A 23,808-nucleotide genomic window follows, 5' to 3' on the forward strand; every position below is an offset into this window, starting at 1 on the left:
ACTGACCTGGCCTTTAGGCGAATTCGGCGATGAGTTCGACTTCAACCGGGGAGTCGAGGGGAAGTACCGCAACGCCGACGGCGGAGCGTGCGTGCTGGCCGGCGTCGCCGAGGACCCGGCCGAGCAGTTCGGACGCGCCGTTGATGACACCGGGCTGGCCGGTGAAGGACGGATCGGAGGAGACGAAGCCGACCACCTTGACGATCCGGGTGATGCGGTCCAGGTCGCCGATGACGCTCTTGACGGCGGCCAGGGCGTTGACCGCGCAGACGGCGGCGTACTGCCTGGCCGCATCCGGGGAGACCGTGGCCTCGTCCGAGGCGCCTTCGGTGCCGGAGGAGACCTTGCCCGTCGCTTCGAGCTTGCCGTTGATAAACGGCAGCTGGCCGGAGGTGTAGACGTGGTTGCCGGAAATCACAGCGGGGACGTAGGCGGCCACCGGGGCGGCGACCTCCGGCAGGGTCAGGCCGAGCTCGGCCAGGCGCTGCTCGACGGCGGACGGCGCGCCCGCCGCGGCGGTGCCGTCCGCCGGTGTTCCGGGGACGGCGGAGCCGCCCGGGGCGGCCGATGCGGGGGTGCTCATGGCTACTGCTTCTCCCGCTTCAGGTAGGCAACCAGGCCGTTTCCTTCGGGGCCGGGGACAACCTGGACAAGCTCCCAGCCGTCGTCACCCCACTGGTCCAAAATCTGCTTTGTGGCGTGGATAATGAGCGGAATCGTGGCGTACTCCCATTTGGTCATGAGCTAAAGCCTAGTCCTTGCCGGTAAAGTGGAAAACATGGCGACTGGTAAGAACCCTTTATTTGACACGGCCACCACCCTCGGAAAGATCCTTCTTTTCCTGGGCGTGAGCGCCATTTGTGGCGTCCTGGTGGCGGGACTGCTGGTCCCTGCGGCCGCCGTCACCGGCAGCTCGGCCAGCGGATCGATCAAGTTCTTCGAGACGCTGCCGGCCGAACTGCAGGTCGACCCGCCGAGCCAGTCGACGTCGATCCTGGCCTCCGACGGCAGCGTGATCGCCAACCTTTACGCCGAGAACCGCACCCGGGTCTCCCTCGACCAGATGTCGCCGTACGTCAAGGACGCCGTCATCGCGATCGAGGACAGCCGCTTCTACGAGCACGGCGGCGTCGACACCACCGGCATCATGCGCGCCCTCGTCAGCACCGCCCGCGGCAACCGCCAGGGCGCGTCGACCATCACGCAGCAGTATGTGAACAACGTCATCAACTCCTCCCTCGAGGCCGAGGGCAAGAGCGACCAAGTCCTGCTGAACGGTGTGAACAAGGGCGTCGGCGACAAGCTGCGGGAAATGAAGCTCGCCATCGCGCTGGAGAAGAAGTTCACCAAGGAGCAGATACTGGAGGGCTACCTCAACATCGTGTTCTTCAACCGCGACGCCTATGGCATCGAGGCCGCCTCCAAGTTCTTCTTCAGCACCACCGCCAAGGACCTGACCCTGCCGCAGGCCGCGCTGCTCGCTGGCCTGGTCAACAGCCCGTCGTTCTTCGACCCGATCAACAACCCGGAGAACGCCCAGGCCCGCCGCAACCTGGTGCTCGACTCCATGCTGACCCAGGGCAAGATCACGCGGGCCGACTACGACGCCGCCGTGGCCACCCCGGTGGAAACGAAGATCACCCAGCCCCGCCAGGGCTGCGCCTACTCGTCGACCGCGCCGTACTTCTGCGACTACGTGCTGCACCTGATGCTGAACAACCCGGCCTACGGCGCCGACGCCGAGGAGCGCGAGCGGAAGGTCTTCCGCGGCGGCCTGACCATCAAGACGACCCTGGACCCGAACGCCCAGGCCGTGGCGCAGGCCCAGGTTGAGGGCTCCGCCGGGGAGAACCCGGACAAGTGGGGCGCCTCGCTGGTCTCCGTGCAGCCCGGCTCCGGCAAGATCATCTCGATGGCCCAGAACACGCAGTTCCTGGAGGCCGAAGGCAAGTTCAACAACGTCATCAACTTCAACGTGGACATGCGCGACGCCCAGGGCAACGACCTCGGCGGGCTGGGCGGTTTCCAGCCCGGCTCCACGATGAAGCCGTTCACGTTCGCCGCGTGGCTCAACGAGGGCAAGTCCATGAACACGGTCCTCAACGGCGCCGTGCGTCGGTACCCGCTGAACTACCGGTGGAAGAACACCTGCCCCACCCGGGTGGACGGCGCCTACAACACGGCGGAGAAGCGCCTGGGCGCGGCCGATGACCTGCAGAACGCCGAAGAGAACTACTACAAGAACATGAGTGTCGTCGACGGGCTGGCGAACTCGATCAACACGATGACCTTCGCCACCGCGGCGCAGGTCGACCTCTGCGGGATCCAGAAGATCGTCGACGCCGCGGGCATCCACGCCGGCCAGACCAACGAGCCCGTGCCGATGACGCGCCTGTCCAACCTGATCGGCGCCACCCAGACCTCGCCGCTGACCATGGCCAGCGCGTTCGCCACCTTCGCGAACGACGGGAAGTACTGCGAGCCGATCGCCATTGAATCGGTGACGGACGCGACCGGCGCCCAGCTGCCGGCCCAGGCCACCAGCTGCCGCGACGCGATCAAACCCGAGGTTGCCCGCGGCGTGAGCTTCGCGCTGCAGGAAGTCCTCAACCGCGGCTCCGGCTCGCTGATCAAGCCGCGGATCTCCACCCGGACCAGCTTCCCGATCGCCGCCAAGACCGGCACCAACGACCCCAACAACTCCACCTGGGTTGTCGGCTACACCAGCGGCCTGGCGACGGCCTCCTGGTTCGGCGACGCGCTGGGCGGCCAGGACCGGCCGGGACGCAACCTGACCCTCAACGGCAAGTTCTACGACGCCATCGACGGCTACATGATCGCGGGCCCGCAGTTCTCGAACTACATGACCCAGGTGGCACCGGCCTACGGCACCGACCCGTTCACCACCCCGCCGTCGAACCTGGTGACCGGTCCGGCACCGACACCCCGGCCGTCCACCCAGTCGACGCCGGCCCCGTCCAGCTCAGCACCGGCCAGCCCGGCGCCGAACGAGCCCGCTCCGAGTGAGCCCGCGCCGCCGGGCCAGGACAAGAAGGAAGACGAGCCCAACCCGTGACCGGGCTTGACTCGCTGGCAAGCCGCGCCCGGAGCATCGGGCGCGGCTTTGCCGTCACCGCCGCCGCCGGGGCCGTGGCCGGTGCCGCCGCCACCGGGTACGGGCTGTGGGAGAAGAACCAGTTCGTGCTGCGCGAGGAGACCCTGCCGATCCTCCCGCCCGGTTTTGGCCCGATCCGGGTGCTGCACCTGAGCGACATCCACTTCGTGCCCGGCCAGCACCGGAAGGCCGAATGGCTCTCCTCCCTGGCGGAGCTGAAGCCGGACCTGGTGGTGAACACCGGCGACAACCTCAGCCATGTCAAGGCCGTGGAGCCCCTGCTGGAGTCGCTGCGCCCGCTGATGAAGTTCCCCGGCGTCTTCGTTCCCGGCTCCAACGACTACTTCGCGCCGCGGCTGAAGAACCCGGCGTCGTACTTCCTCGGCCCGTCCGCCAAGCCCAAGGACCCGGCCCAGCTCGACTGGCCGCGGCTCCGCTCCGGCTTCGGGATGGGCGGCTGGGTGGACCTGACCAACCGCTGCCAGTCGCTCGTGATCAAGGGCCTGCGCGTGGACTTTTCCGGCGTGGACGATCCGCACCTGGGCCTCGAACGGTACGCCGGCTGGCCCCGGGGCACCAAGGGCCAGGACGCCAGACCGCACCTGCGGGTCGCCGTCATCCATGCCCCGTACCAGCGCGTCCTGGACCGTTTCACCGAGGACGGCGCCGACCTGCTGCTCGCCGGGCACACCCACGGCGGCCAGATCTGCGTCCCGGGATTCGGGGCCCTCGTCGCCAACTGCGACCTCCCGACCTGGCGCGCCAAGGGCCTGCACGACTGGGAAAGCAAGGGACGCACGACGCCGGTGAACGTCTCCGGCGGCATCGGCACCTCACGCTTCGCCCCGGTCCGGATCGCCTGCAAACCCGAGGCTGTACTGCTCACGCTCACCGCGCATTCCTGAGCCTGCCCGGCTCCCCGGCCCCGCGGGACATGCCCTCCCTGGGCTCGAACGGATGGACATAGCGGGCCTATGTCCACTCCCCGCGGCCAAGACCGGACATGTCCCGCCAGCGTGGACCGGGCCCAGAACGGGACATGCCCTCCCCTGAGCTCCACGGCTGAACATAGTGGCCCTATGTCCACTCCCCGCGGCCTGGACTGGGCATGTCCCGCTGCGTGGGCTGGACATGTTCCGCGGCGTGGGCTGGACATGTCCCGCGGGGCACGGCGCGCCGGGGGCCCATTGCGGAATGTAATTACTGGGCGAGATCCTGATGCTGTCCATTTTCATGTGAACCCGGTCACCCGATGGCCTAGGGTAGTTGCTACAGGAAACTACATCCAGTTGCGTTAGATATCCGCACGTGCATTTGAAGAAGCAGGCATGGCCAAGCAGACCTCATTTTTCTCCTCCATCAGCCGTCTCTATCCCCACGTCAAGCCGATCATTCCGCGGCTTGTCCTGGGGCTGCTCTGCGCCCTGCTCGCCAGCGTCGTGGCCCTGACCATCCCCCAGGTGCTGCGGGTGCTGGTCAACGAGTCCCTCCAGCCCGGCGGCAGCGCGGACGCGGTCTGGATCGCCTCCCTGATCATCCTTGGCCTCGGCATCGCCGAAGCCGGACTGGTGGCGCTGCGCCGGCAGTTCGTGATCAACCCTGCCACCACGGTCGAGACACGGATGCGGGTGTCCCTCTATGACCACCTGCAGGACCTGACGGTGTCCTTCCACGACCGCTGGGGCTCCGGGCAGCTGCTCTCCCGCGCCATGACGGACCTGAACTTCCTGCGCCGCTGGATGGCCTTCGGCGCCATCATGCTGGTGGTGACCACCCTGACCGTGGTGATCGGCGTGGTGGTGATGTTCACGATGAGCTGGCAGCTGGCCCTGATCTTCCTCGCCGCCGCCGTGCCGATCATGATCTACGGCTTCCGGTTCCGCACCCGCTTCAGCAAGGTGGCCCGCCGCAGCCAGGACCAGGCCGGCGACCTCGCCACCACGGTCGAGGAATCCGTCCACGGGATCCGCGTGCTCAAGGCCTTCGGCCGCAGCCGCGAGGCGCTGGAGAACTTCAACGAACAGGCCGAGGAGCTCCGCCAGACGGAGATCGTCAAGGCCAAGCACCTCGCGACCTTCAGCCTCGTCGTCACGCTCCTGCCCGAGCTGGCCCTCGGCGCCGGTCTCGTCGTCGGCGTCATGCTGGCCTCCACCGGCGAGCTGAGCATCGGCGCGCTCGTGGCGTTCTTCGCCACCGCCGCCGTGATCGCCACCCCCGTGGAGTTCTCCGGCATGCTGCTGGCCATGGCACTCACCGCCAAGTCCGCCGTCGACCGGCACTTCGAGGTCATGGACGCGGCAAACACCATCACCAGCCCCGAACACCCCCGCCGCCCCGCCGAGCTCAAGGGCGCCCTCAGCTTCAACGGCGCCACGTTCGCCTATGAGGACGCCCCGGACAAGCCGATCCTCAAGGACATCACCCTGGACATTCGGCCCGGGGAAACCATGGCTCTGGTCGGCATCACCGGCAGCGGCAAGAGCGCGCTGCTCCAGCTGGTCCCCCGGCTTTACGACGTCACCGACGGATCCATCACCATCGACGGGGTGGACCTGCGCGAGTTCAGCGTCGAGGAGCTCCGCACGGTGGTCGCCGTCGCGTTCGAGGACACCACCCTGTTCTCCAGCTCGGTCCGCGACAATGTTCTGCTCGGCGCCCCCTCCGGCCTCCCGGCCGAGCGCCGCGAGGCCGCCCTTGAGGAGGCGCTCGACGTCGCCCAGGCCCACTTCGCCTACTCGCTCCCGGACGGCCTGGACACCCTGATCGGCGAGGAGGGGCTCAGCCTCTCCGGCGGGCAGCGGCAGCGCATCGCCCTGGCCCGGGCCATCGCCGCCCGGCCCAGGATCCTGGTCCTGGACGATCCGCTCTCCGCCCTGGACGTCCACACCGAGGAACTTGTCGAGACCAGGCTGCGGGAGGTGCTCACCGACACCACGACCCTGATCGTGGCGCACCGGCCCTCCACCGTGGCGCTGGCGGACCGGGTGGCGCTGCTGGAGGAGGGCCGGATCACCGCGGTCGGCACGCACACCGAACTGCTCGCGGAGAACCGGCACTACCGCTACGTGATCGCCAGTCTCGACCCGGAGCCGCGGGACCTGGACTCCGACCTGCTGGACTCCGAACTGTCAGGGCTCAACGCCGAGGAGGTGTCCCGATGAGCAGTGCAACCTTCGGCACCGCGAACGAGGACAACGCGCACCTGTCCAAAAGCGAAAGCAAGACCGTCCGGCGCCGATCCCTGGCCCTGCTGGGATCGCTCATCCGCCCGGTCCGCCGGCGCTTCTGGCTGACCATTGCCGCCGTCGTGCTGTCCCAGGCTGCGCGGGTCGCCGGGCCCGTGCTGATCGCCTTCGGCATCGACCGGGCCCTGCCCGCCCTGACCGCCGGCGACAGCCTCCCGCTGCTGCTGACCGGCGTCGCCTACCTGGCCGCCGCCGTCGCGACCGCGTGCCTCACCGCCCTGTACGTGACCTCGACGGCGCGGCTGAGCCAGGCAATGCTGCTGGACCTGCGCGTCCGGGTGTTCCGGCACACCCAGCGGCTCAGCCTGGAATTCCACGAAAAGTACACCTCCGGGCGCATCATCGCCCGGCAGACCTCGGACCTGGAGGCGCTGCGCGAACTCCTGGACTCCGGGATCAGCTCGCTGGCCTCGGGGATGCTGTTTATGGTGTTCACGGCCGTGACCGTGTTCGCCCTCGACTGGCGCAGCGGGCTCCTGGTGCTGGCCGCCGGCGTGCCGATGTACTTCCTGGCCCGCTGGTACCAGAAGCACTCCCAGATCGCGTTCCGCGAGTCCCGCGTCGTCTCGGCCCGGCTGATCGTGCACTTCGTCGAAACCATGACCGGCATCCGCGCGGTCAAGGCCTTCCGCAAGGAACCCGAGAACGCCGCACGCTACGCCGACCTCTCCGAGGACTACCGCAAGGTCACGGTCCGCTCCATCAACCTCAACGGCATCTTCCAGCCCGGCCTGGTGCTGATCGGCAACGTCTGCGTCGCCGTCGTCCTGCTCTTCGGCGGCTTCCGGGTGCTCAGCGGCGAGCTCGCCGTCGGTGTGCTGCTGGCCCTGATCCTGTCCACGAAACGTTTCTTCCAGCCGGTGGACCAGATGGCCATGTTCTACAACTCCTTCCAGAGCGCGCAGGCGGCACTGGAGAAGGTCTCCGGGCTGCTCGAGGAGGTCCCCACCGTCCGACCGCCCAAGAACCCGGTGGCCCTGCACGATGCCAAGGGAACCATCGACTTCAAGGGTGTGGAATTCCGTTACGGCGACGGCCCGGTCATCATCCCCACCATGGACCTGCACATCCCGGCCGGCCAGACCGTGGCGCTGGTGGGCCAGACCGGCGCCGGGAAGTCCACGTTCGCGAAGCTGATCGCCCGCTTCTACGACGTCTCCGCCGGCTCCCTCACGCTCGACGGCGTCGACCTCCGGGAGCTGGCGACGGCGGATCTGCGCCGGAACGTCGTGATGGTCACCCAGGAGGCCTTCCTGTTCAGCGGCTCCGTCGCGGACAACATCGGCCTGGGCCGGCCCGGGGCCTCCCGCGAGGAGATCGAGGCCGCCGCGAAGGCCGTGGGCGCCCATGAGTTCATCCAGGAGCTCCCGGAGGGCTATGACACGGACGTCAACAAGCGCGGCGGCCGCGTCTCCGCCGGGCAGCGCCAGCTGATCAGCTTCGCCCGCGCCTTCCTGGCCCGGCCCGCCGTGCTGATCCTGGACGAGGCCACCTCCTCGCTGGACATCCCGTCCGAGCGGCTGGTGCAGGCCGGCCTCGCCAGGCTGCTGCAGGGAATCGGCCCCGACGGCGGCCGGACCGCCCTCATCATCGCGCACCGCCTGTCGACGGTGGAGACCGCCGACCGGGTCCTCGTGGTCCACGACGGGCGGGTCGTCGAGGACGGCACTCCGGAGGAGCTGATCGGCGGCGGCGGCCGCTTCGCGCAGCTGCACGGGGCCTGGAAGGATTCGCTGGTCTGAGGCCTTTTCGGGCTGGGCGGCTTCTGAGGCGGGGGCGCCGGCCGCCCGATTTCGCATCCGGGGCCCTGATCGGATACTCTTGTGAAGTTGCTTTTGAAGTAACGGATCGGGATGTGGCGCAGCTTGGTAGCGCGCGTCGTTCGGGACGACGAGGTCGCAGGTTCAAATCCTGTCATCCCGACCAATCAAGAAGAGGGTCTTCCAGCTGGAAGGCCCTCTTCTTTTGTGCGCCCGGGGTTCGACCGGCCGCCACCAGGGTTCGAAGGGCATAAAAATAGCCCCGGGACAGGGTTTCGCACCTGTCCCGGGGCTATCAAGAAGCGACTGCTTACATCGGGTCGGGCCAGTTGCCTACGTTCTTGGAGAAAGTCATCGGGTCGGGCCAGTTGCCCACCGCCTGGGGCGCATTCATGGGATCGGGCCAGTTGCCGACAGCGGTGAGACCACTCTCGTAAGCGAGGGAACCAGCGGACAGAACGGCCGGGGCCGCAGCGGTGAATGCCAGGGCGCCCGCCAGGACGGCGCCGGCTGCAATCTTCTTCAACATAGAGTTCCTCAATATGAGTCGGGGTCCTTACCAAGTCAGCACTACCCTTGTTGACATACATTGTAAAATGGTTTCCACAGAGCCTGTCAAGCATTTAGTATAAAGAATGTCCGGAATTAGGAGGTATCCGTGGGGAACGGATTCGGGGAGAAACTCCGAGCGGAAAGGCTCGAACGCGGCCTGACGCAAGCGGAATTGGGCCGCGATCTGTACTCGCCAAGCTACATCTCCCTGCTGGAGACCGGCCGCCGTGAACCAACAGCCGATGTGATCGAGGAGCTGGCCCGCCGGCTCGAACTCGCCCCCAAGGCACTGGAAGCGTGGAGCCAGCCCGTGTCGGTCAGCGACGCCGAATACGTGCTCTCGGGGCTGTACGCCCGCCAGGCCTGGGACCTGCGGGATTACCCGCTGGCCGCGACCCACGCCGCCGCGGCAGCCCAGATCGCCCTCGAGGCCAAGAACACCAGCGCCTGGTGGAATATGACCTACATGCAGGCTGAATGCCTGATCAAGCAGGGCCTGTGGCAGGAGTGCAAGGACATCGTCCAGCGCCTCCTGGATCACCCGATGGCCGCCGAATCGGCAGGCCTGGGTGTGCGGGCACGGCAGATGCTGGCCGCAGCCTCACAGGGACAAGGGCAGCTGACATCCGCCGTCGAACACGCGCAGGAGGCCGTGCGGCTCTGCGCCGAACTTCCCAAAGGTTCCACCCTGATCATTGGTGCGCTGCGCGCCCTCATCGGCGCGCTGGCCGAAAGCGGCCGGCTGGATGAGGCCTGGGAGTACTGCCAGGCCATGAACGAGCAGATGGACGAGCATTCCATGACCCAGCTCGCCGGCGAAGTCGCCTGGGTGATCGGAAACGTGGCCTTCATGCGGCATGACTACACGGAGGGCATCAAGTACCACGAACGGGCGGCCCAGCTGCTCTCCCCCGCCAACGACATCGACCTCTGGGCGCGGTTCAACAAAGCCTCGGCCGCCGTCCGCCTGTCCTCCGGGATCGTGGAGCCTGAGACCCTGACGTCCATCGAGCGCGCCGAGCTGGCGCTCTCGATCGTCGGCGGCAACAAAACGGACCAGCTCGAGGTCGCTTTCATCCGGGCCCGCTGGCTCTACCTGACCGGGGACATCGTGGCAGCGGTGCAGAAGCTGCGCGAGATCCACGCCGGCAAGGATGTGCTCGCCAAGCACACCGCCGGCGAGGTCTCCCTGCTGCTCGGCAAGGCGCTCAAGGCCGCCGGGGAATCCGACGAGGCCCTTGTCTATCTCGACGAAGCCCAGAGGGAATTCAGTGCGGCCGGCGCCTCGGACCGGGTCCAGCAGGCGATGGACGCCGTGCTGGAAATCCGGCTCGCGCAGCGCCGCGCGCAGGCCGCGTCAACCGGAACCTAGACGGCCGGCCCCGCGCGGCGGACCGTTCCCTGCGGCGGTCTACTCCCCGCGCTGCGTCCTGTTCCCCGCAGCGTCCTACGCGAACGTCCGGCCGGTGAGCTTCTCGTAGGCCTCGACGTAGCGGCTGCGGGTGCGGGCGACGACGTCGGCCGGCAGCGCCGGCGGCGTCTCGTCCGAGGACTTGTCCCAGCCGGATTCGGCCGAGGTCAGCCAGTCACGGACGTACTGCTTGTCGTAGGACGGCTGGGCCCTTCCCGGCTCGTAGGTGGCTGCGTCCCAGAACCGTGAGGAGTCCGGGGTGAGCACCTCGTCGCCGAGCGTGATGACGCCGGTGGCGGCGTCGAAGCCGAATTCGACCTTGGTGTCGGCGAGGACGATGCCGCGGCCGCGGGCGATCCCCTCGGCCTTCGTGTAGATCGCCAGCGTCAGCTCGCGCAGCCGGGACGCGATGTCCGCGCCCACGATGTCCACGACGGCGTCATAGGTGATGTTCTCGTCGTGCTCGCCCACCTCGGCCTTCGCGGACGGGGTGAAGATGGCCTCGTCCAGCCGGGACCCGTCCACCAGACCCTCCGGCAGGGGGATGCCGCACACGGTGCGGGACTGCTTGTACTCCAGGAGCCCCGAGCCGGTGAGGTAGCCGCGGGCAATGCACTCGACCGGGAACATGTCCAGCTTTTTGCAGATCATCGCCCGGCCCTCCACCGCGGCGGGCACCCCGGCCTCGACCGTGGACGCGAGCACATGGTGCTCCACGCCGAGCTGCTCGAACCACCACAGGCTCAGCTGGGTCAGGATGCGGCCCTTGTCCGGGATCTCGCTGGCGAGGACGTGGTCATAGGCGCTGATCCGGTCGCTCGCGACGACGAGCACGCACTCCTGGCCGATGCGCTCGGTGATGGATTCGTCCGCCGGAACATAGAGGTCACGGACCTTGCCGGAGTAGATGTGCTTCCAGCCCGGCAGGTCCAGCGTCTCGGTGTCCAGGCCGCCCTTGGGCGCGGACGAGGCGGGGCCGGCGGCTTCCGGCACGGAGGGTTCGGGGGTGGTCATGCTCAGGCCTTCGCTTTCGGGACGGCGCCGGGAGTCGTCACTTTGATCTCGCCGCGGGCCGCTTTGCCTCCGATGTCGGTGCGGAACTGGCTGCCCTCCAAATGGACGAGTTCGACGCCGTCGTACGCCCGTTCCCGGGCCTCCACGAGGTCGGTGCCGAGCGCCACCACGGCCAGGACCCGTCCGCCGGCGGACACCACTTTGCCTTCGTCGTCGAGCTTGGTGCCGGCGTGGATCACGTGGACCCCTTCGACGGACTCGGCTTTCTTGAGCCCCCGGATGCGGTCGCCGGTGCGCGGCGTGTCCGGATAATTTTCGGCCGCGACGACGACGGCGACGGCTGTTTCCTTGGACCAGCGCAGCGGCTGGACCTTGTCCAGTTCGCCCTTGGCGGCTGCCATCAGCAGCCCGCCGAGGGGGGTCTTGAGGCGGGCGAGGACGGCCTGGGTTTCCGGGTCGCCGAAGCGGACGTTGAATTCGATCACGCGGGTGCCGCGTGAGGTCAGTGCCAGGCCGACGAACAGGACACCGACGAACGGGGTGCCGCGGTGCGCCATCTGGTTGACCGTGGGCTGGGCGACCCGGTCGATGACTTCCTGGACGAGGCCCTCGGGCGCCCATTCCAGCGGGGTGTAGGCGCCCATGCCGCCGGTGTTGGGGCCTTCGTCGTTGTCGAAGATCCGCTTGAAGTCCTGGGCCGGGGACAGCGCGACGGTGTTGCGGCCGTCGCAGAGGACGAAGACGGAGACCTCGGGGCCGTCGAGGAATTCCTCGATCACGACCGTTCCGCCGGCATCGAAGCAGCTCTGCGCGTGCGCCAGCGCCTCGTCCCGGTTCTTGGTGACGACCACACCCTTGCCTGCGGCGAGCCCGTCGTCCTTGACCACGTAGGGGGCGCCGAAGGTGTCGAGCGCGTCGGCGGCTTCCTCGGCGTTGCTGGCCACCCGGGCCATGGCGGTGGGGACACCGGCCTCGGCCATGACCTCCTTGGCGAAGGCTTTGGAGGCTTCGAGCTGGGCGGCGGCCTTGCTGGGGCCGAACACGGGGATGCCGGCGGCGCGGACGGCGTCGGACACTCCGGCGGCCAGCGGCGCCTCCGGGCCGACCACCACAAGATCAACCGTGAGCTTGGCGGCCAGGGCCGCGACGGCGTCGGGATCGTTCGCGTCGACGGCGTGTGTGGGGACCAGTTTGCTGATGCCGGCGTTGCCCGGGGCCGCATGGACCTCGGACACGTTCGGGTCGGCTAGCAGGGATCGGACAATGGCGTGTTCGCGGCCGCCGGGGCCGATGACAAGTACCTTCACAGTTCCCAAGAGTACTTTGTGGACCGGGCAGGCTCCTAAGCTGTGTCCACCGCTGGACATGCCCAGTCCCCGCCGCTGCCAGGTTCCAGCCCCTCGGGGGACATGCCCAGTCCTGCCCGGGGCCACGGGACATAGTGCCGAGATGTCCGTCCCTGCGCCCGTGCGGAGAGCATGTCCCACATCGCGCGCACCCTCCCCCGCGGGACATGCCCAGTCCTACCCGGGGCCACTGGACCTAATGCCAGCATGCCCATTTCTGCGCCCGAGCGGAGAGCATGTCCCACGGGGGACGCCGGCACGGCCGGCAATCCGCGGCCCGGACTGCTACGAAGACCCAGTATGGACAAGCCCAGCACGCAGACGCCCCGCGCGGAAGAACTCAGGATCGAGAAGCCCGCCCGGAAGCGGCCCGGCCAGCACCCGGCCTCGAAACGGCTGACCGGCCCCACCGTCCTTGCCGCGCTGGCCGGCGTCGCCGCGGCCGCCGTCGTGCTGTCCGTGGCGGAACTGATCGGGGCGTTCTTCACGGCACGGGCGACGCCGGTGATCGCCCTGGGCTCGACCTTCATCGACTTCACGCCGTCGTGGCTGAAGGACTTCGCGATCGCCACCTTCGGCACCAACGACAAGGTCGCCCTGTTCGTGGGCATGGCGGTGACCATCCTGCTGCTTGCCTGCGTGCTGGGCGTCGTGGCGTACCGCAAATGGCCGCTCGGCGTCGCCGGTGTGCTGCTGATGGGCGCAGTGATCGTGACCGCCGTCGTGACGCGCTCCGGGGTGAAGCCGCTGGATGCTATCCCCACGGTGATCGGCACCGTGGCCGGACTCATTGCGCTCCGCTTCCTTGTCACGAGGCTGTGGCGCATGCAGCAGTGGCCGGACCTGGACTCGGATCTGGCCGCCAAGGCTCCGGACCGTCCCGCCACGAGCCGCCGCGCCTTCTTCGCCGCGACCGGAGTCACCGCCGCGGCCTCAGCCATCGCCGCGACCGGCGGGCGCCTGCTCAGCGCGGCCCGCAGCAACGTGGCCCAGGCCCGCGAGTCCCTGCAGCTCCCGACGCCGGCGAAACCGGCCCCCGCAGTCCCCGCAGGAGTGCAGTCCAAGGCGCCCGGGGTGACGCCATGGGTCACGCCCAACAACGATTTCTACCGCATTGACACCGCCCTGAGCGTGCCCGAAATCAATGCCCAGGACTGGGAGCTGCGGGTCCACGGGCTCGTGGACCGGGAAATCCGGCTCAGTTTCCAGGACCTGCTCGACGCGAACCTGATTGAATCCCACGTTTCCCTGACCTGCGTGTCGAACCCGGTCGGCGGGAACCTGGCCGGAAACGCCAAATGGCTGGGCATGCCCATCCGCGACGTGCTCAACATGGCGGGACCCCAGGAAGGCGCGGACATGGTGCTCTCCACGTCCATCGACGGCTTCAGCGCCTCCACTCCGCTCGAGGTCCTCCGGGACGACCGGGACGCCATGCTGGCGTTCGGCATGAATGATGAAGCGCTCCCGCTCGAACACGGGTATCCGGTGCGCATGGTCGTCCCCGGACTGTACGGCTTCGTCTCGGCCACGAAGTGGGTCGTGGACCTGGAAGTCACCCGCTTCGCGGACAGCCAGGCCTACTGGACGCAGCGCGGCTGGTCCGAGCGCGGCCCCATCAAGACCATGGCCCGGGTGGAAGTCCCCAAGTCCTTCGCCAAGGTTCCGGCCGGGCGGGTCGCGATCGGCGGCACTGCCTGGGCCCAGACACGCGGCATCACCAAGGTTGAGGTGCAGATCGACAACGGGCCCTGGACCGAGGCCGTCCTGTCCACCGAGGCGTCCGTCGTGACGTGGCGCCAGTGGTCCTTCGACTGGGAGGCCACGCCGGGCCCGCACTACATCAAGGCCCGCGCCACCGACGGGACCGGCGAGGTCCAGACAGACCAGCGCGCGGATCCGGTGCCCGACGGCGCCTCAGGGTGGCAGTCGCTGATGGTGACCGTGGAATAACGGGGTATCACCGGCGGGCACCATAGACTTGCTGCATGCCCCTGAATTCTCACGCCACCTTCACCGTCGAGTCCGCCGTCGAACTGGCCGTCGTTGAACGCAGCGGCTTTGTGGAGTCCCGGCACATCGGCTCCGCCGTCCTCCTAGCCGGGGACGGCACCGTCGTTACCGAACTGGGCGACATCACCACCCCGATCTACGCCAGGTCCGCGCTCAAGCCCCTGCAGGCCCTCGCGTCCATGCAGTCCGGCGTGCCCCTGCGCGGCGCGCAGGCAGCGATCGCCTGCGGCAGCCATGTCGGCTCACTGGACCACATGGACGTCGTCGAGGGCATGCTCAAGGCCGCCGGCGTTAAGGAAGAGCAACTCCAGTGCCCGACGGCCTGGCCCGATGACGAGACCGCCCGGAACTGGCTGGTCCGCGCCGAGCGGGGCAAGTCCAAGCTCGCTTTCAATTGCTCCGGCAAGCACGCCGCGTTCCTCTGGGCCTGCACCGAAAACGGCTGGGACACGCACAGCTACCTCGAACCCAATCACCCGCTGCAGCAGCGCATCCGCTCCGTCATCGAGGAATACTGCGGCGAAAGCATCGCCCACCTCGGCATCGACGGCTGCGGCGCACCGGTGGCCGCCGTCTCCCTCACCGGACTCGCCCGGGCCTTCTCGAAGCTGGCCAAGGCCCCCGGGGACAAGCATTCGAACGCCCGCGCCGCCACGATCGCCACGTCGATGCTCGACTATCCGTGGGCCGTACAGGGCAAGGGTGAAAGCAACACAATCGTCATGGACGACCTCGGCATCCTCGCCAAGATCGGCGCCGAGGGCGTGCTGGCGATGGCCACCCCCACGGGCGCCTCGGTCGCCATCAAGATCCTCGACGGCAACATCCGGGCCACGACGCTTGTCGGACTGACCCTGCTGGCAGCCGCCGGCGCCGTCGACGTCCCGGAAGTGGCCAGTGTCCTCGACAAGGTGGTCACCCCCGTGCTCGGCGGCGGCCGGCCGGTCGGCAAAATCCGCCTGGGCAACGCCGTCTCGGCGCTGCTCGTCTAACCGACACCGCCCGACCGGACACAGCCCGTCTGACCGACTGGACGCTGCCAGTCTGGACGCTGCCAGTCTGGACGCTGCCAGTCTGGACGCTGCCCTTCCGACTGACTGGACCTGCCCGACCGGACGCTGCCCGGAACCGCCTGACGGCGGTGGTTGTCAGCTCGCGTAGGCCTGGAATTCGGCGAGCCCGACGTTTCGGGTGGTACCACTGACGGTGGTGATGGTCAGCCGGACGCTTGTGGTGGCGGTGTCGGGGAAGCTGATGCTGGTCGCCTGGCCGGCGTTGTCCAGGGCCGGCACCGCGACGGTGCTTCCGTCCGAGAAGGTCAGGATGCCTCCGGTGATCTGGTCCTTGGCGTTCGGCCGGTCATAGAGCACGACCCTGTTCAGGGTGACGGCGGACGGGAAAGCAAGATCGAGGTAGCTCCCGGCCCGGCCGCCCATGGTGACCCATTCCCGGGTCGAGTCGACCGGGTACCCCGCAATGACACCGTCAACGGCCTTCCGGGCAGTCTGTCCCGCGAGCTCGTTCTGGGAACTGGCCGTCACCGACGCCAGGGCCGCAATGTTCGCGGCGGTGATGGCCGGGGCCGTCACGCCGGGGTAGGCCTGAAGTTCGGCGAGCCCGACGTTCCTGGTGGTGCCGCTGACCGTGGTGACAGTCAGCCGCAGGCTCGTGGTGGCCCGGTCGGGGAAGCTGATGCTGGTCGCCTGGCCGGCGTTGTCCAGCGCCGGCACCGGGACGGTGGCTCCGTCGGAGAAGGTCAGGGTGCCGCCGGTGATCTGGTCTCCGGCGTTGGGCCGGTCAAAAAGCACCACCCGGTTCAGGGTGACGGCGGCCGGGAAAGCAAGATTGAGGTAGCTCCCGGCCTTGCCGCCGACGGTCGCCCACTCCCGGGTGGCGTCGACCGGATGACCGGCAACGACACCGTCAACGGCCTTCACCGCGGCCTGGCCCGACGTCGTGTTCTGGGAACTGGCCGTGACCGACGCCGAGCCCGCGACGTTGACGGGTTCCGTGACGGGGGCAGGCTCGGGCGCAACCGGCGCCGGATCCTCAATCACAGGCACAACGGGCGCCGGATCCTCAATCACAGGCACAACCGGAGCCGGATCCTCAATCACCGGCACAACCGGCGCAGGATCCTCAATCACCGGCACAACCGGCGCAGGATCCTCAGTCACGGGCACGGCCGGCGCGGGCGCCTCGGTGCCCGGGTAGGCCTGGAGTTCGGCGAGCCCGACGTTTCGGGTGGTGCCGCTGACGGTGGTGACTGTCAGCCGCACGCTGGTGGTGGCGGTGTCGGGGAAACTGACGCTGGTCGCCTGGCCGGCGTTGTCCAGGGCCGGCACCGGGACGGTGGTCCCGTCGGAGAAGGTCAGGGTGCCGCCGGTGATCTGGTCCTTGGCGTTGGGCCGGTCGTAGAGCACCACCCGGTTCAGGGTGAGGGCGGCGGGGAAGGCAAGGTCGAGGTAGCTTCCGGCGCGGCCGCCCACGGTCGCCCATTCCCGGGTCGAGTCGACCGGGTGGCCGGCAATGACGCCGTCGACGGCTTTGACGGCGGTCTGTCCCGCGGTGTCGTTCTGGGAACTGGCAGTGACCGACGCCAGGGCCGCAACATTGGTGGGGTCGCCTGCGAAGTTGATGGTTTCCGTGCCGGCCGCCGGCGCCACTGCAGGCGGCGTGACGGTGTAGGCCCGGGACAGCCAACTGCCGACCGAGTTCTGGGAACAGGCAAGGGCTGTGGTGCAGGTCTTGGAATCATGCTGGGCGTAGGCCAGGAAGGCGTCGGTCTTGGCCGTCAGATCGGGATCGACCACATTGGACGGGCGCTTTGAGATCGGGTAGCCCTCGTAGCCGGTGATCGTGTGGGGCGTGGTGTAGAGCTGATGCGCGGCGAGCACCAGGTAGGCGACGGCGTGGTGGTCGCTGTGGTCTCCGTCGCCGTACGTGCCGGCGAAGTCCAGCGTGGAGATCTGGTCCGGCTGGTAACTGTTCATCAACGCCAGCAAAGTGGCCCGGAGCTCCGGGAGCGTGTAGGAGGAGGACCGGTTGACGGCAGTGATCGCGCTGATCGCGCCGCTGTAGAGCTTCTGCAGGCTCTGGTAACCGTAGTCGGACCCGCCTCTTCCATCGCGGTATCCGTCCGGCAGCCGCATGAAGGCCAGCGAGAGCTGCGTTGCCCCGTCCAGGGTGGCCACCGGGATCGGGTGTCCGGCGATCCCGGCATCCGAAGTCGTCCAGGAGTCGCCGACCCCGGCGAGATGGGCGTAGGCAGCCTTCACGCCGCTCTCCCGCGAGCTCCAGTAGGCCTCGGAGTCGTTGGCGTCACCGGCCGTGAGGTAGACCGTGCGCACGCACAGCCCCTCGCGGATGGCCGAGAGGAGCCCGGGGCTCTGGAACAGCAGGTCATCATCCTGGTGGGCGACGATGTTAAGTGCCGTGCCCGCAGCGCACCCGGCGTCAGCCGAGGCGTCCGGTGCGGTCGCCATGCTCCCGGTGAGTGCCGCGACTAGCGCTAACGCCAACAGAACCACGGACCCTCTGCGAGGCCGGGAAATCGGCATCTGGCTCATCCTTAATGTCATGACTTTGCCTGGTCGGTCATGACACCAGGCAAGGATTCCGTTGGGGCAACCCACCAAGTAAAACTACATCTATTTTACTTAATATCCAAGCTACATGCTTTTCGACATAGTTAATCGGGGGCCGCAGGACCCGGGATACCGGGGGCGGCCGCGAAAAAGTGTGGAGGGTAGGGTGGATCCAGAGGCGGCCGGACGATCGGCTTGCCGCGAACGCTTTCGATCGGCCGGGAGGCACATAGTGGTGGTGGCCCGACGTCGTATTGCCCTCGACGAGGGGCGCGCGGCCCTCGCCGACTGGCAGGCCGCCAACGCCTCAGGGCCGGACACTGCGGACGCCGCGGACGCCGACAGCCCGGGAGCCGGCACACAGGTCTCCCGCAGCACGCTGGCGACGGCGGTGCGCTACTCCCTGGAGGAGGTCACCGCCCGGGCACCCGGGAACTCAGTGGAGGTGCGCGTCCCGCCGTTCGGCGTCACGCAATGCGTGGAGGGGCCGCGGCATACCCGCGGCACGCCCCCGAACGTCATTGAGTGCGACGCCGCCACTTGGCTGGCGATGGTCAGCGGCCAGTTGAGCTGGGCGGACGCCGTCGGCGCCGGCCGGGTGGCCGCCTCCGGGTTGCGCGCCGACCTGTCCGGCCTGCTGCCGCTCTAAGCGGACTGCACCCTGGCTACCCGCGTCCGATAAACGGCATCCCGGCGGCGGTAATCACGAGGGACCCGACGCTGGCGGAGGGCGGCATCCCGGCCATCAGCAGCACCGCACGCGCGGCGTCGTCGACCGGGAAGGTCGGCTCCACGCGGCTGCTGCCGTCGGCCTGGACGGCCCCGGAGCCGACGCCGATCGTGTCCATCAACTCCGTGGCTGTGTTGCCGATGTCGATCTGGCCGCAGCTGATACCGAAGCCGCGGCCGTCGAGTTCGATGCTCTTGGTCAGCCCGGTCATGGCGTGTTTGGTGACGGTGTAGGCGACCGTCCGGGGCCGGGGCGAGTGGGCGGCGATCGAGCCGTTGTTGATGATCCGCCCGCCCTGGGGCGACTGCGACTTCATGGCCCGGACGGCGGCAGCGGCGCACAGCATGGAGCCGGTCAGGTTCACCGCCACGGTGGCGTCCCAGTCCGCGAGGCTGATCTCGTCCACGGAGGCCGCCGGCCCGAACACTCCGGCGTTGTTGAACAGCACGTCCACGCGTCCCCACAGCCCCAGGGCGGCAGCGAAAAGCCGCTCGACGTCGTGGGGCACGGTGACATCGCAGGCGACGGCGAGCGCCTGGGCATGTCCGGCCCCGGTCTCCAGCAGCTGCGCTTCCCGCCGGCCGGCCAGCACCACCCGGTACCCGTCCGCGAGCATGAGCCGGGCGACTGCCCGGCCGATCCCTGAGCCGGCGCCGGTGACGACGGCCACTCGGCCGGGCAGGTGATGTCGTGTCATCCGGCTAGCGTATGCCGAGATCCCGCACCATGACAGTGTTCCGCGCCAACATTGCGGCGAAGTGCCGCCTGGGACGTACCGGTTCTCCCCGCATCAGCGGGGGTGCCGGCGGAGCGCCGGCCGGCGAGGACGCCGGACCAGAAGGCCAGCGTCAACAGTCCGAGACCGACCAGCACGACGCCCGCCCATTTCTCCGCGTCCATGACCAGCAGTCCCGGGGCGGCAAAGGCCTGCTGGGACAGCGGTGCATAGGCGAACCAGCCGAACTCCTCCTGCCGCACCGGCAGCGACAGGAGGACCGCCCCCGCCGCCAGCAGGACCGCGCCTATCAGCGGCACCGCGAGCCAGATCAGCCGTCTTTGCCGGGACGGCCCGGATTCCTTACCGCTGGACGGATTCATGGACACACTGTATCCGCCAGTCAAGGCGGCGGACGTGGCGTAGGTTCGCGGCCCGCAGCCGGCTCCCGGTTCAGCTAATAGTGCGTACCCGGGCGGCGAGCCGTCCGATCGCGCTGTCCACGAGGTTTTCCAGCAGCGCCCGGGGGCTGGTGTAGATCTCGACGGCACCGGCGTCGCGGAGTTCCGCTTCGCTGGTGCCGCCGCACGTCAGTCCGATGGCCGGGATGTCGAGCTTCCCGGCAGCGTAAATATCCCACACGGCGTCACCCACGTAGACGGCATCCGATGCCTGCACGTCAACGGCGTTGAGGGCGGCGACGAGGATGTCCGGTGCCGGCTTGCTCTCCTTCGCGTCGGCCGAACTCGTGGCCGCGTCAATGAAGGCGTCGGCGCCGATTGCGGCCCGCAGCACCTCAAGATCCCGCTGCCGGGCGGAGGAGGCGAGGGCGACGGCGAGCCCGCCCTCGTGGCACCGCGCCAGCAGGTCGCGGGCGCCATCCAGAGGACGCAGGGCGGGCCAGAAGGTGGCGAACACGGCCGCGTGCGAGGTCATGATGGTGCTGTCCTCGTTCCTGTCCCGGCCGTCCGGCAGCAGCCTGGCGAGGATCCTGTCCCCGCCCATGCCGACCGAGCGGTGAATGCTCGCCATCGGCACGTCATAACCGGCCTGCCGGAATGCCTGCCACCAGGCCAGGGTGTGAAGATAGGCGGAGTCGACCAGGGTGCCGTCGACGTCGAACAACACGGCCGCCCGGCGCGGGCCACGGGGCGGGACAGCGGTCATGCTGACTGCGGGGTCGCGGCGGAGACTGTCAGGACTCGCATCAGTGGTGCGCTCGTGCCCGTTTTCCGGCTGCCAGCGATCCGCCGGACAGGGAGGTTCCGCGGCCGGCGCCTCCGGCTGACCTCCTCGACACCCTGGAGAGTGGGCCCGCCGGCGCGGCCTGCCCGCCGGCGCTGCGGTCCCGGATGAGCCCGGTGCCGGCGATTTCGCGGGCCTGGGCGATACCGGCCACAGCTGCGCGCTTCGTGGGAAACGTGACTGAAATAGCCATCAGGCTTCCGGCTCCGTCAAGCATCCGAATCCGGTAGCCGCCGTCGGGCGCGTCCACGAGCTCGAAATATCCGGCCATCGCACACTCCTTAAATTCTCCACCCCACACTGGGATATTAGTAAGTATACTTATCTAAGGTCTTGAAGAAAACCTCGGCCCCGGGGAACTGAGAGCGGACTTCGGACCGCCGCCGCGCTCAGGATCAGGGCCCCGCGGACGGCGAGCCGCTGCGCCGCACACCGTCCTCGTGCAGCTCCAGGGCGCCCGTCATAAGGGCGAAACGGCTGAACGCCTGCGGCGCCCCGCCCGGGGTATCCAGCAGGGCATTGAAGCAGGCCGGCGAGTCGAAGCGAGGCAGGCGGAGCCATTCAATCGAGCCCTCGGTGCTGATCAGGGCCGCCGTATGCAGATCGCCGACCAGTGCGTAATCCTCAAGGCGAGCCATGGGACTTACAGTGCCACACCGGTTTCCCCCAGGACTAGGATCCATAGATGCTGGAACGGAACTTCGGAATAGGGTCCCCGCATGCCGGCGAACAGGCCGGGGAAGTTTAGGCATGGCCGGCCCGGAGGCCTGCCCGGAAAGGGGATGGCGGGATGGACCACGGCGCCACTCAGCATGGACCTGTGCACATCGGCACCAGCGGCTGGAGCTATGACCACTGGGAGAACGTGCTCTACCCGCCGGGGCTGCCGGCGCGGGAGCGGCTGGCGCACTACGCGGCGCGCTTCACCACGGTGGAGCTCAACGCCAGCTTCTACCGGTGGCCCCGGGACACGTCCTTCGCCAGCTGGCGCCGTCGGCTTCCGCCGGGGTTCCTGCTGTCCGTCAAGGCCCCCCGCGGGTTGACCCACGGCAAAAAGCTCTACTCCCCGGAGGTCTGGATCGAACGGATCGTCCGCTGCTGGCACGAACTCGGCGACAAACGGGCAGTGCTGCTGGTCCAACTGCCGCCGAATTTTGCCCGGGACGACGCGCGGCTGGAGTACTTCCTGGCGGCGCTGCCCGACTGGATCCGGGTCAGCGTGGAATTCCGCCACCCGAGCTGGGACGCGCCGGAGGTCTACACGCTGCTGGAACGCCATGGCGCCGCCTACTGCGTCATGAGCGGCGCCGGACTGCCGTGCATCCTCCGGGCCACCGCGGAGTTCGTCTACGTCCGGCTGCACGGTCCGGACTGGGAGTACCTCTACGGCGGCTCCTATTCGGACGACGAGCTTCGCTGGTGGGCGGACCGGATCCGTGAATGGCAGGCGGCCGGCAAGGAGGTCTTTGTGTATTTCAACAACGACGGCGGCGGGAACGCCGTGCGTAACGCCACGGTGCTGAGGGATCTGCTGGGCGTCGACTGATACGTGGCGTTTCCGGACACGGTCAGCGGCGGGACCGACCCTTGTGGGAGAGTGGAGGCATGGAATTGGCGTCACAGGAATCTTCCCGGCAGCAACCAATCACCGGCAACCGGGCGTTTCGCCTGGCGCATCTGGTCTCGGACACCGTTAACCGCGCCCGCCTGAAAGCGGCCCGGCGCTGGGACTTTGTCCCGACGACCGTTGCCTACCAAGGCTACGGATCCACCACTTGGGTCCGGGTCCTCGGCCGGGTGGTATTGACCAGCAAGCCCCACCCCGGCAGCCGGGTTGAGCAGGCAGCGCAGAACGGCAACCAGAACATCCGCGGCTGGCGGGCGTTCACGTCCGTCCCGATCCAGTACTCCGAGGTGGAGATCGAGATCGGCGGGGTGACCGCCCGGGTGCATGCGGACCGCGGCGGACTCGTGGACACCGTTGTGCAGGTGGAGCTCACCCCGGGATGGCACACAGCGGTACTGCGCGCCGAGGGGACCAAGCCGGCTTCGGCGAAGATCTTCGTCATTTCTCCCGACACCAAGCTCGGGATCGTGTCCGACATCGATGACACGATCATGGTCACGGCGCTCCCGCGGCCGTTCCTCGCGCTCTGGAATACTTTCGTGCTCAACGAGCGCGCCCGGATGGCGACGCCCGGGATGGCCGTGCTGATGGACCGGATCATGGTGGAGTACCCGGAGGCCCCGGTCATTTACCTGTCGACCGGGCCGTGGAACGCCGCCCCCACCCTGGCGCGCTTCATCACCCGCAACATGTATCCCTCCGGCGCCCTGTTGCTCACCGACTGGGGCCTCACCCACGACCGCTGGTTCCGCAGCGGCCAGGAGCACAAGCGCCGCAACCTGGACCTGCTCGCCGAGGAGTTCCCGAACATGCGCTGGTTGCTCTTCGGGGACAACGGCCAGCACGACGAAGCGATCTACTCGCACTTCGCCCAGCAGCATGGAGACCTGGTGGCCGCCATCGGCATCCGGCAGCTCTCGGCCAGCGAAGCCGTCCTGGCCGGCGGGCACTCGGAGACCGGTGACCACACAGGCTCCAACGTTCCGTGGATCTACTCCCCGGACGGCGCAGGCATGGCGAAAAGCCTGCAGGAGCTCAAGATTCTCTAAGCGCCGGCCCACGCCGGCGCGTCAGCCGGTGCCAGCGTTGCCTGCCAACACAGTTCATCATTACTGTCGTAGCCACCCGATAATCTGCGGGTATGGAAAGCACGGTGTGGAGTGCGGAGAGCAGGGCGGCCCTGGCGGCTGTCGCCGCGTCCGTGGCCGCGCTGACCGCAATCAGCGGCGCCGCGGCGGGCCATGCCGATCCGTCCGGCATTGATCCGTCCGGCGCTGATCCGTCCGGCGCCGTTCCGTTCCGGGACGCCGAGTCTGATCCGCTGTGGGCGGATCCGTTGCGGGATCGGGCGGATTCCTGCCTGGACGGTCTCTCAGGGTGGGCCGTTCTGGAAGCTAGTTCGGCCGCGCTGAAGGTGCATCTGACCGCTGATTACGCGGAGGCCACGC

Annotated in this window: 21 protein-coding genes and 1 tRNA gene; 11 read left to right on the top strand and 11 right to left on the bottom strand. The window is 68.3% G+C overall.

Going from position 1 to position 23,808, the window contains the following annotated elements:
- Positions 1 to 13 precede the first annotated feature (13 nt).
- Positions 14 to 583: a RidA family protein gene (locus tag AC06G6_RS16930; protein ID WP_479823971.1), complete on the bottom strand. Its 570-nt coding sequence runs from the start codon at positions 581 to 583 to the stop codon at positions 14 to 16.
- 2 nt (positions 584 to 585) lie between these two features.
- The gene (gene sp36 / locus AC06G6_RS16935; protein WP_144671455.1) at positions 586 to 741 is read right to left on the bottom strand and encodes a Sp36 family protein; all 156 of its coding nucleotides are present in this window, start codon (positions 739 to 741) and stop codon (positions 586 to 588) included.
- Between the two features lie 37 nt (positions 742 to 778).
- Between sp36 and AC06G6_RS16940 the strand changes: the two genes are divergently transcribed.
- The 5 genes from AC06G6_RS16940 (at position 779) to AC06G6_RS16960 (ending at position 8,286) form a co-directional block, all read left to right on the top strand.
- A complete protein-coding gene (locus AC06G6_RS16940) occupies positions 779 to 3,076 on the top strand; it encodes a transglycosylase domain-containing protein (protein ID WP_479823973.1) in 2,298 nt (765 codons plus the stop codon).
- Positions 3,073 to 4,020 carry a metallophosphoesterase gene (locus tag AC06G6_RS16945; RefSeq protein ID WP_479823976.1) on the top strand — a complete coding sequence of 316 codons (948 nt, stop codon included), beginning with the start codon at positions 3,073 to 3,075 and terminating at the stop codon, positions 4,018 to 4,020. The genes AC06G6_RS16940 and AC06G6_RS16945 overlap by 4 nt, the downstream gene beginning before the upstream one ends.
- A gap of 423 nt (positions 4,021 to 4,443) precedes the next feature.
- Entirely contained in the window at positions 4,444 to 6,276 is a 1,833-nt protein-coding gene (locus AC06G6_RS16950) for an ABC transporter ATP-binding protein (protein ID WP_479823978.1), read from the top strand.
- A complete protein-coding gene (locus AC06G6_RS16955) occupies positions 6,273 to 8,102 on the top strand; it encodes an ABC transporter ATP-binding protein (RefSeq protein WP_479823981.1) in 1,830 nt (609 codons plus the stop codon). The genes AC06G6_RS16950 and AC06G6_RS16955 overlap by 4 nt, the downstream gene beginning before the upstream one ends.
- Positions 8,103 to 8,209: 107 nt before the next feature.
- Positions 8,210 to 8,286: transfer RNA gene (locus AC06G6_RS16960), tRNA-Pro, on the top strand.
- Positions 8,287 to 8,430: 144 nt separating this feature from the next.
- Here the strand turns inward: AC06G6_RS16960 and AC06G6_RS16965 are convergent.
- On the bottom strand, positions 8,431 to 8,649 hold the full coding sequence (locus AC06G6_RS16965; protein WP_479823984.1) for a hypothetical protein: 219 nt from the start codon (positions 8,647 to 8,649) through the stop codon (positions 8,431 to 8,433).
- 129 nt (positions 8,650 to 8,778) lie between these two features.
- Here AC06G6_RS16965 and AC06G6_RS16970 point away from each other — a divergent pair, with 129 nt between their 5' ends.
- Positions 8,779 to 10,044, top strand: a complete 1,266-nt coding sequence (locus AC06G6_RS16970; RefSeq protein WP_479823986.1) for a helix-turn-helix domain-containing protein — start codon at positions 8,779 to 8,781, stop codon at positions 10,042 to 10,044.
- A 75-nt stretch (positions 10,045 to 10,119) separates the two neighbouring features.
- Here AC06G6_RS16970 and AC06G6_RS16975 read toward each other — a convergent pair whose 3' ends face one another.
- Together AC06G6_RS16975 and purD are read right to left on the bottom strand one after the other, a co-directional pair.
- A complete protein-coding gene (locus AC06G6_RS16975; RefSeq protein ID WP_479823988.1) occupies positions 10,120 to 11,097 on the bottom strand; it encodes a phosphoribosylaminoimidazolesuccinocarboxamide synthase in 978 nt (325 codons plus the stop codon).
- A 2-nt stretch (positions 11,098 to 11,099) separates the two neighbouring features.
- A complete protein-coding gene (gene purD, locus AC06G6_RS16980) occupies positions 11,100 to 12,404 on the bottom strand; it encodes a phosphoribosylamine--glycine ligase (RefSeq protein ID WP_479823990.1) in 1,305 nt (434 codons plus the stop codon).
- Positions 12,405 to 12,743: 339 nt separating this feature from the next.
- Between purD and AC06G6_RS16985 the strand changes: the two genes are divergently transcribed.
- Both AC06G6_RS16985 and AC06G6_RS16990 read left to right on the top strand, forming a co-directional pair.
- On the top strand, positions 12,744 to 14,396 hold the full coding sequence (locus AC06G6_RS16985) for a molybdopterin-dependent oxidoreductase (protein ID WP_479823994.1): 1,653 nt from the start codon (positions 12,744 to 12,746) through the stop codon (positions 14,394 to 14,396).
- A 35-nt stretch (positions 14,397 to 14,431) separates the two neighbouring features.
- Positions 14,432 to 15,448 (top strand): asparaginase, encoded by a 1,017-nt coding sequence (locus tag AC06G6_RS16990; protein WP_479823996.1) that lies wholly within the window; start codon positions 14,432 to 14,434, stop codon positions 15,446 to 15,448.
- Positions 15,449 to 15,604: 156 nt separating this feature from the next.
- Here the strand turns inward: AC06G6_RS16990 and AC06G6_RS16995 are convergent, their stop codons facing one another.
- Positions 15,605 to 17,941 (bottom strand): PIG-L family deacetylase, encoded by a 2,337-nt coding sequence (locus AC06G6_RS16995; protein ID WP_479823998.1) that lies wholly within the window; start codon positions 17,939 to 17,941, stop codon positions 15,605 to 15,607.
- 334 nt (positions 17,942 to 18,275) lie between these two features.
- On the opposite strand from AC06G6_RS16995, the gene AC06G6_RS17000 reads away from it, so the two are divergent.
- Positions 18,276 to 18,692, top strand: coding sequence for a sterol carrier family protein (locus AC06G6_RS17000; RefSeq protein WP_479824000.1), 417 nt, complete (start codon positions 18,276 to 18,278; stop codon positions 18,690 to 18,692).
- Between the two features lie 16 nt (positions 18,693 to 18,708).
- Here the strand turns inward: AC06G6_RS17000 and AC06G6_RS17005 are convergent, their stop codons facing one another.
- The 5 genes from AC06G6_RS17005 to AC06G6_RS17025 all read right to left on the bottom strand — a co-directional run bounded on the left by AC06G6_RS17005 (position 18,709) and on the right by AC06G6_RS17025 (position 21,371).
- Positions 18,709 to 19,470, bottom strand: a complete 762-nt coding sequence (locus tag AC06G6_RS17005; protein WP_479824002.1) for an SDR family oxidoreductase — start codon at positions 19,468 to 19,470, stop codon at positions 18,709 to 18,711.
- Positions 19,467 to 19,871 carry a hypothetical protein gene (locus AC06G6_RS17010; protein ID WP_479824004.1) on the bottom strand — a complete coding sequence of 135 codons (405 nt, stop codon included), beginning with the start codon at positions 19,869 to 19,871 and terminating at the stop codon, positions 19,467 to 19,469. Before AC06G6_RS17010 ends, AC06G6_RS17005 begins: the two co-directional genes overlap by 4 nt.
- A 70-nt stretch (positions 19,872 to 19,941) precedes the next feature.
- Positions 19,942 to 20,655, bottom strand: coding sequence for an HAD family hydrolase (locus tag AC06G6_RS17015; RefSeq protein WP_479824006.1), 714 nt, complete (start codon positions 20,653 to 20,655; stop codon positions 19,942 to 19,944).
- Between the two features lie 40 nt (positions 20,656 to 20,695).
- Positions 20,696 to 21,004 carry a YegP family protein gene (locus tag AC06G6_RS17020; protein WP_479824009.1) on the bottom strand — a complete coding sequence of 103 codons (309 nt, stop codon included), beginning with the start codon at positions 21,002 to 21,004 and terminating at the stop codon, positions 20,696 to 20,698.
- A gap of 124 nt (positions 21,005 to 21,128) precedes the next feature.
- On the bottom strand, positions 21,129 to 21,371 hold the full coding sequence (locus tag AC06G6_RS17025; RefSeq protein ID WP_479828837.1) for a hypothetical protein: 243 nt from the start codon (positions 21,369 to 21,371) through the stop codon (positions 21,129 to 21,131).
- A gap of 152 nt (positions 21,372 to 21,523) precedes the next feature.
- On the opposite strand from AC06G6_RS17025, the gene AC06G6_RS17030 reads away from it, so the two are divergent.
- Positions 21,524 to 22,279 (top strand): DUF72 domain-containing protein, encoded by a 756-nt coding sequence (locus AC06G6_RS17030; protein WP_479824011.1) that lies wholly within the window; start codon positions 21,524 to 21,526, stop codon positions 22,277 to 22,279.
- A gap of 59 nt (positions 22,280 to 22,338) precedes the next feature.
- Positions 22,339 to 23,409 carry an App1 family protein gene (locus AC06G6_RS17035; protein WP_479824013.1) on the top strand — a complete coding sequence of 357 codons (1,071 nt, stop codon included), beginning with the start codon at positions 22,339 to 22,341 and terminating at the stop codon, positions 23,407 to 23,409.
- Positions 23,410 to 23,808: the final 399 nt, after the last annotated feature.

The organism is Arthrobacter sp. CJL-S3 (genome assembly GCF_056711635.1).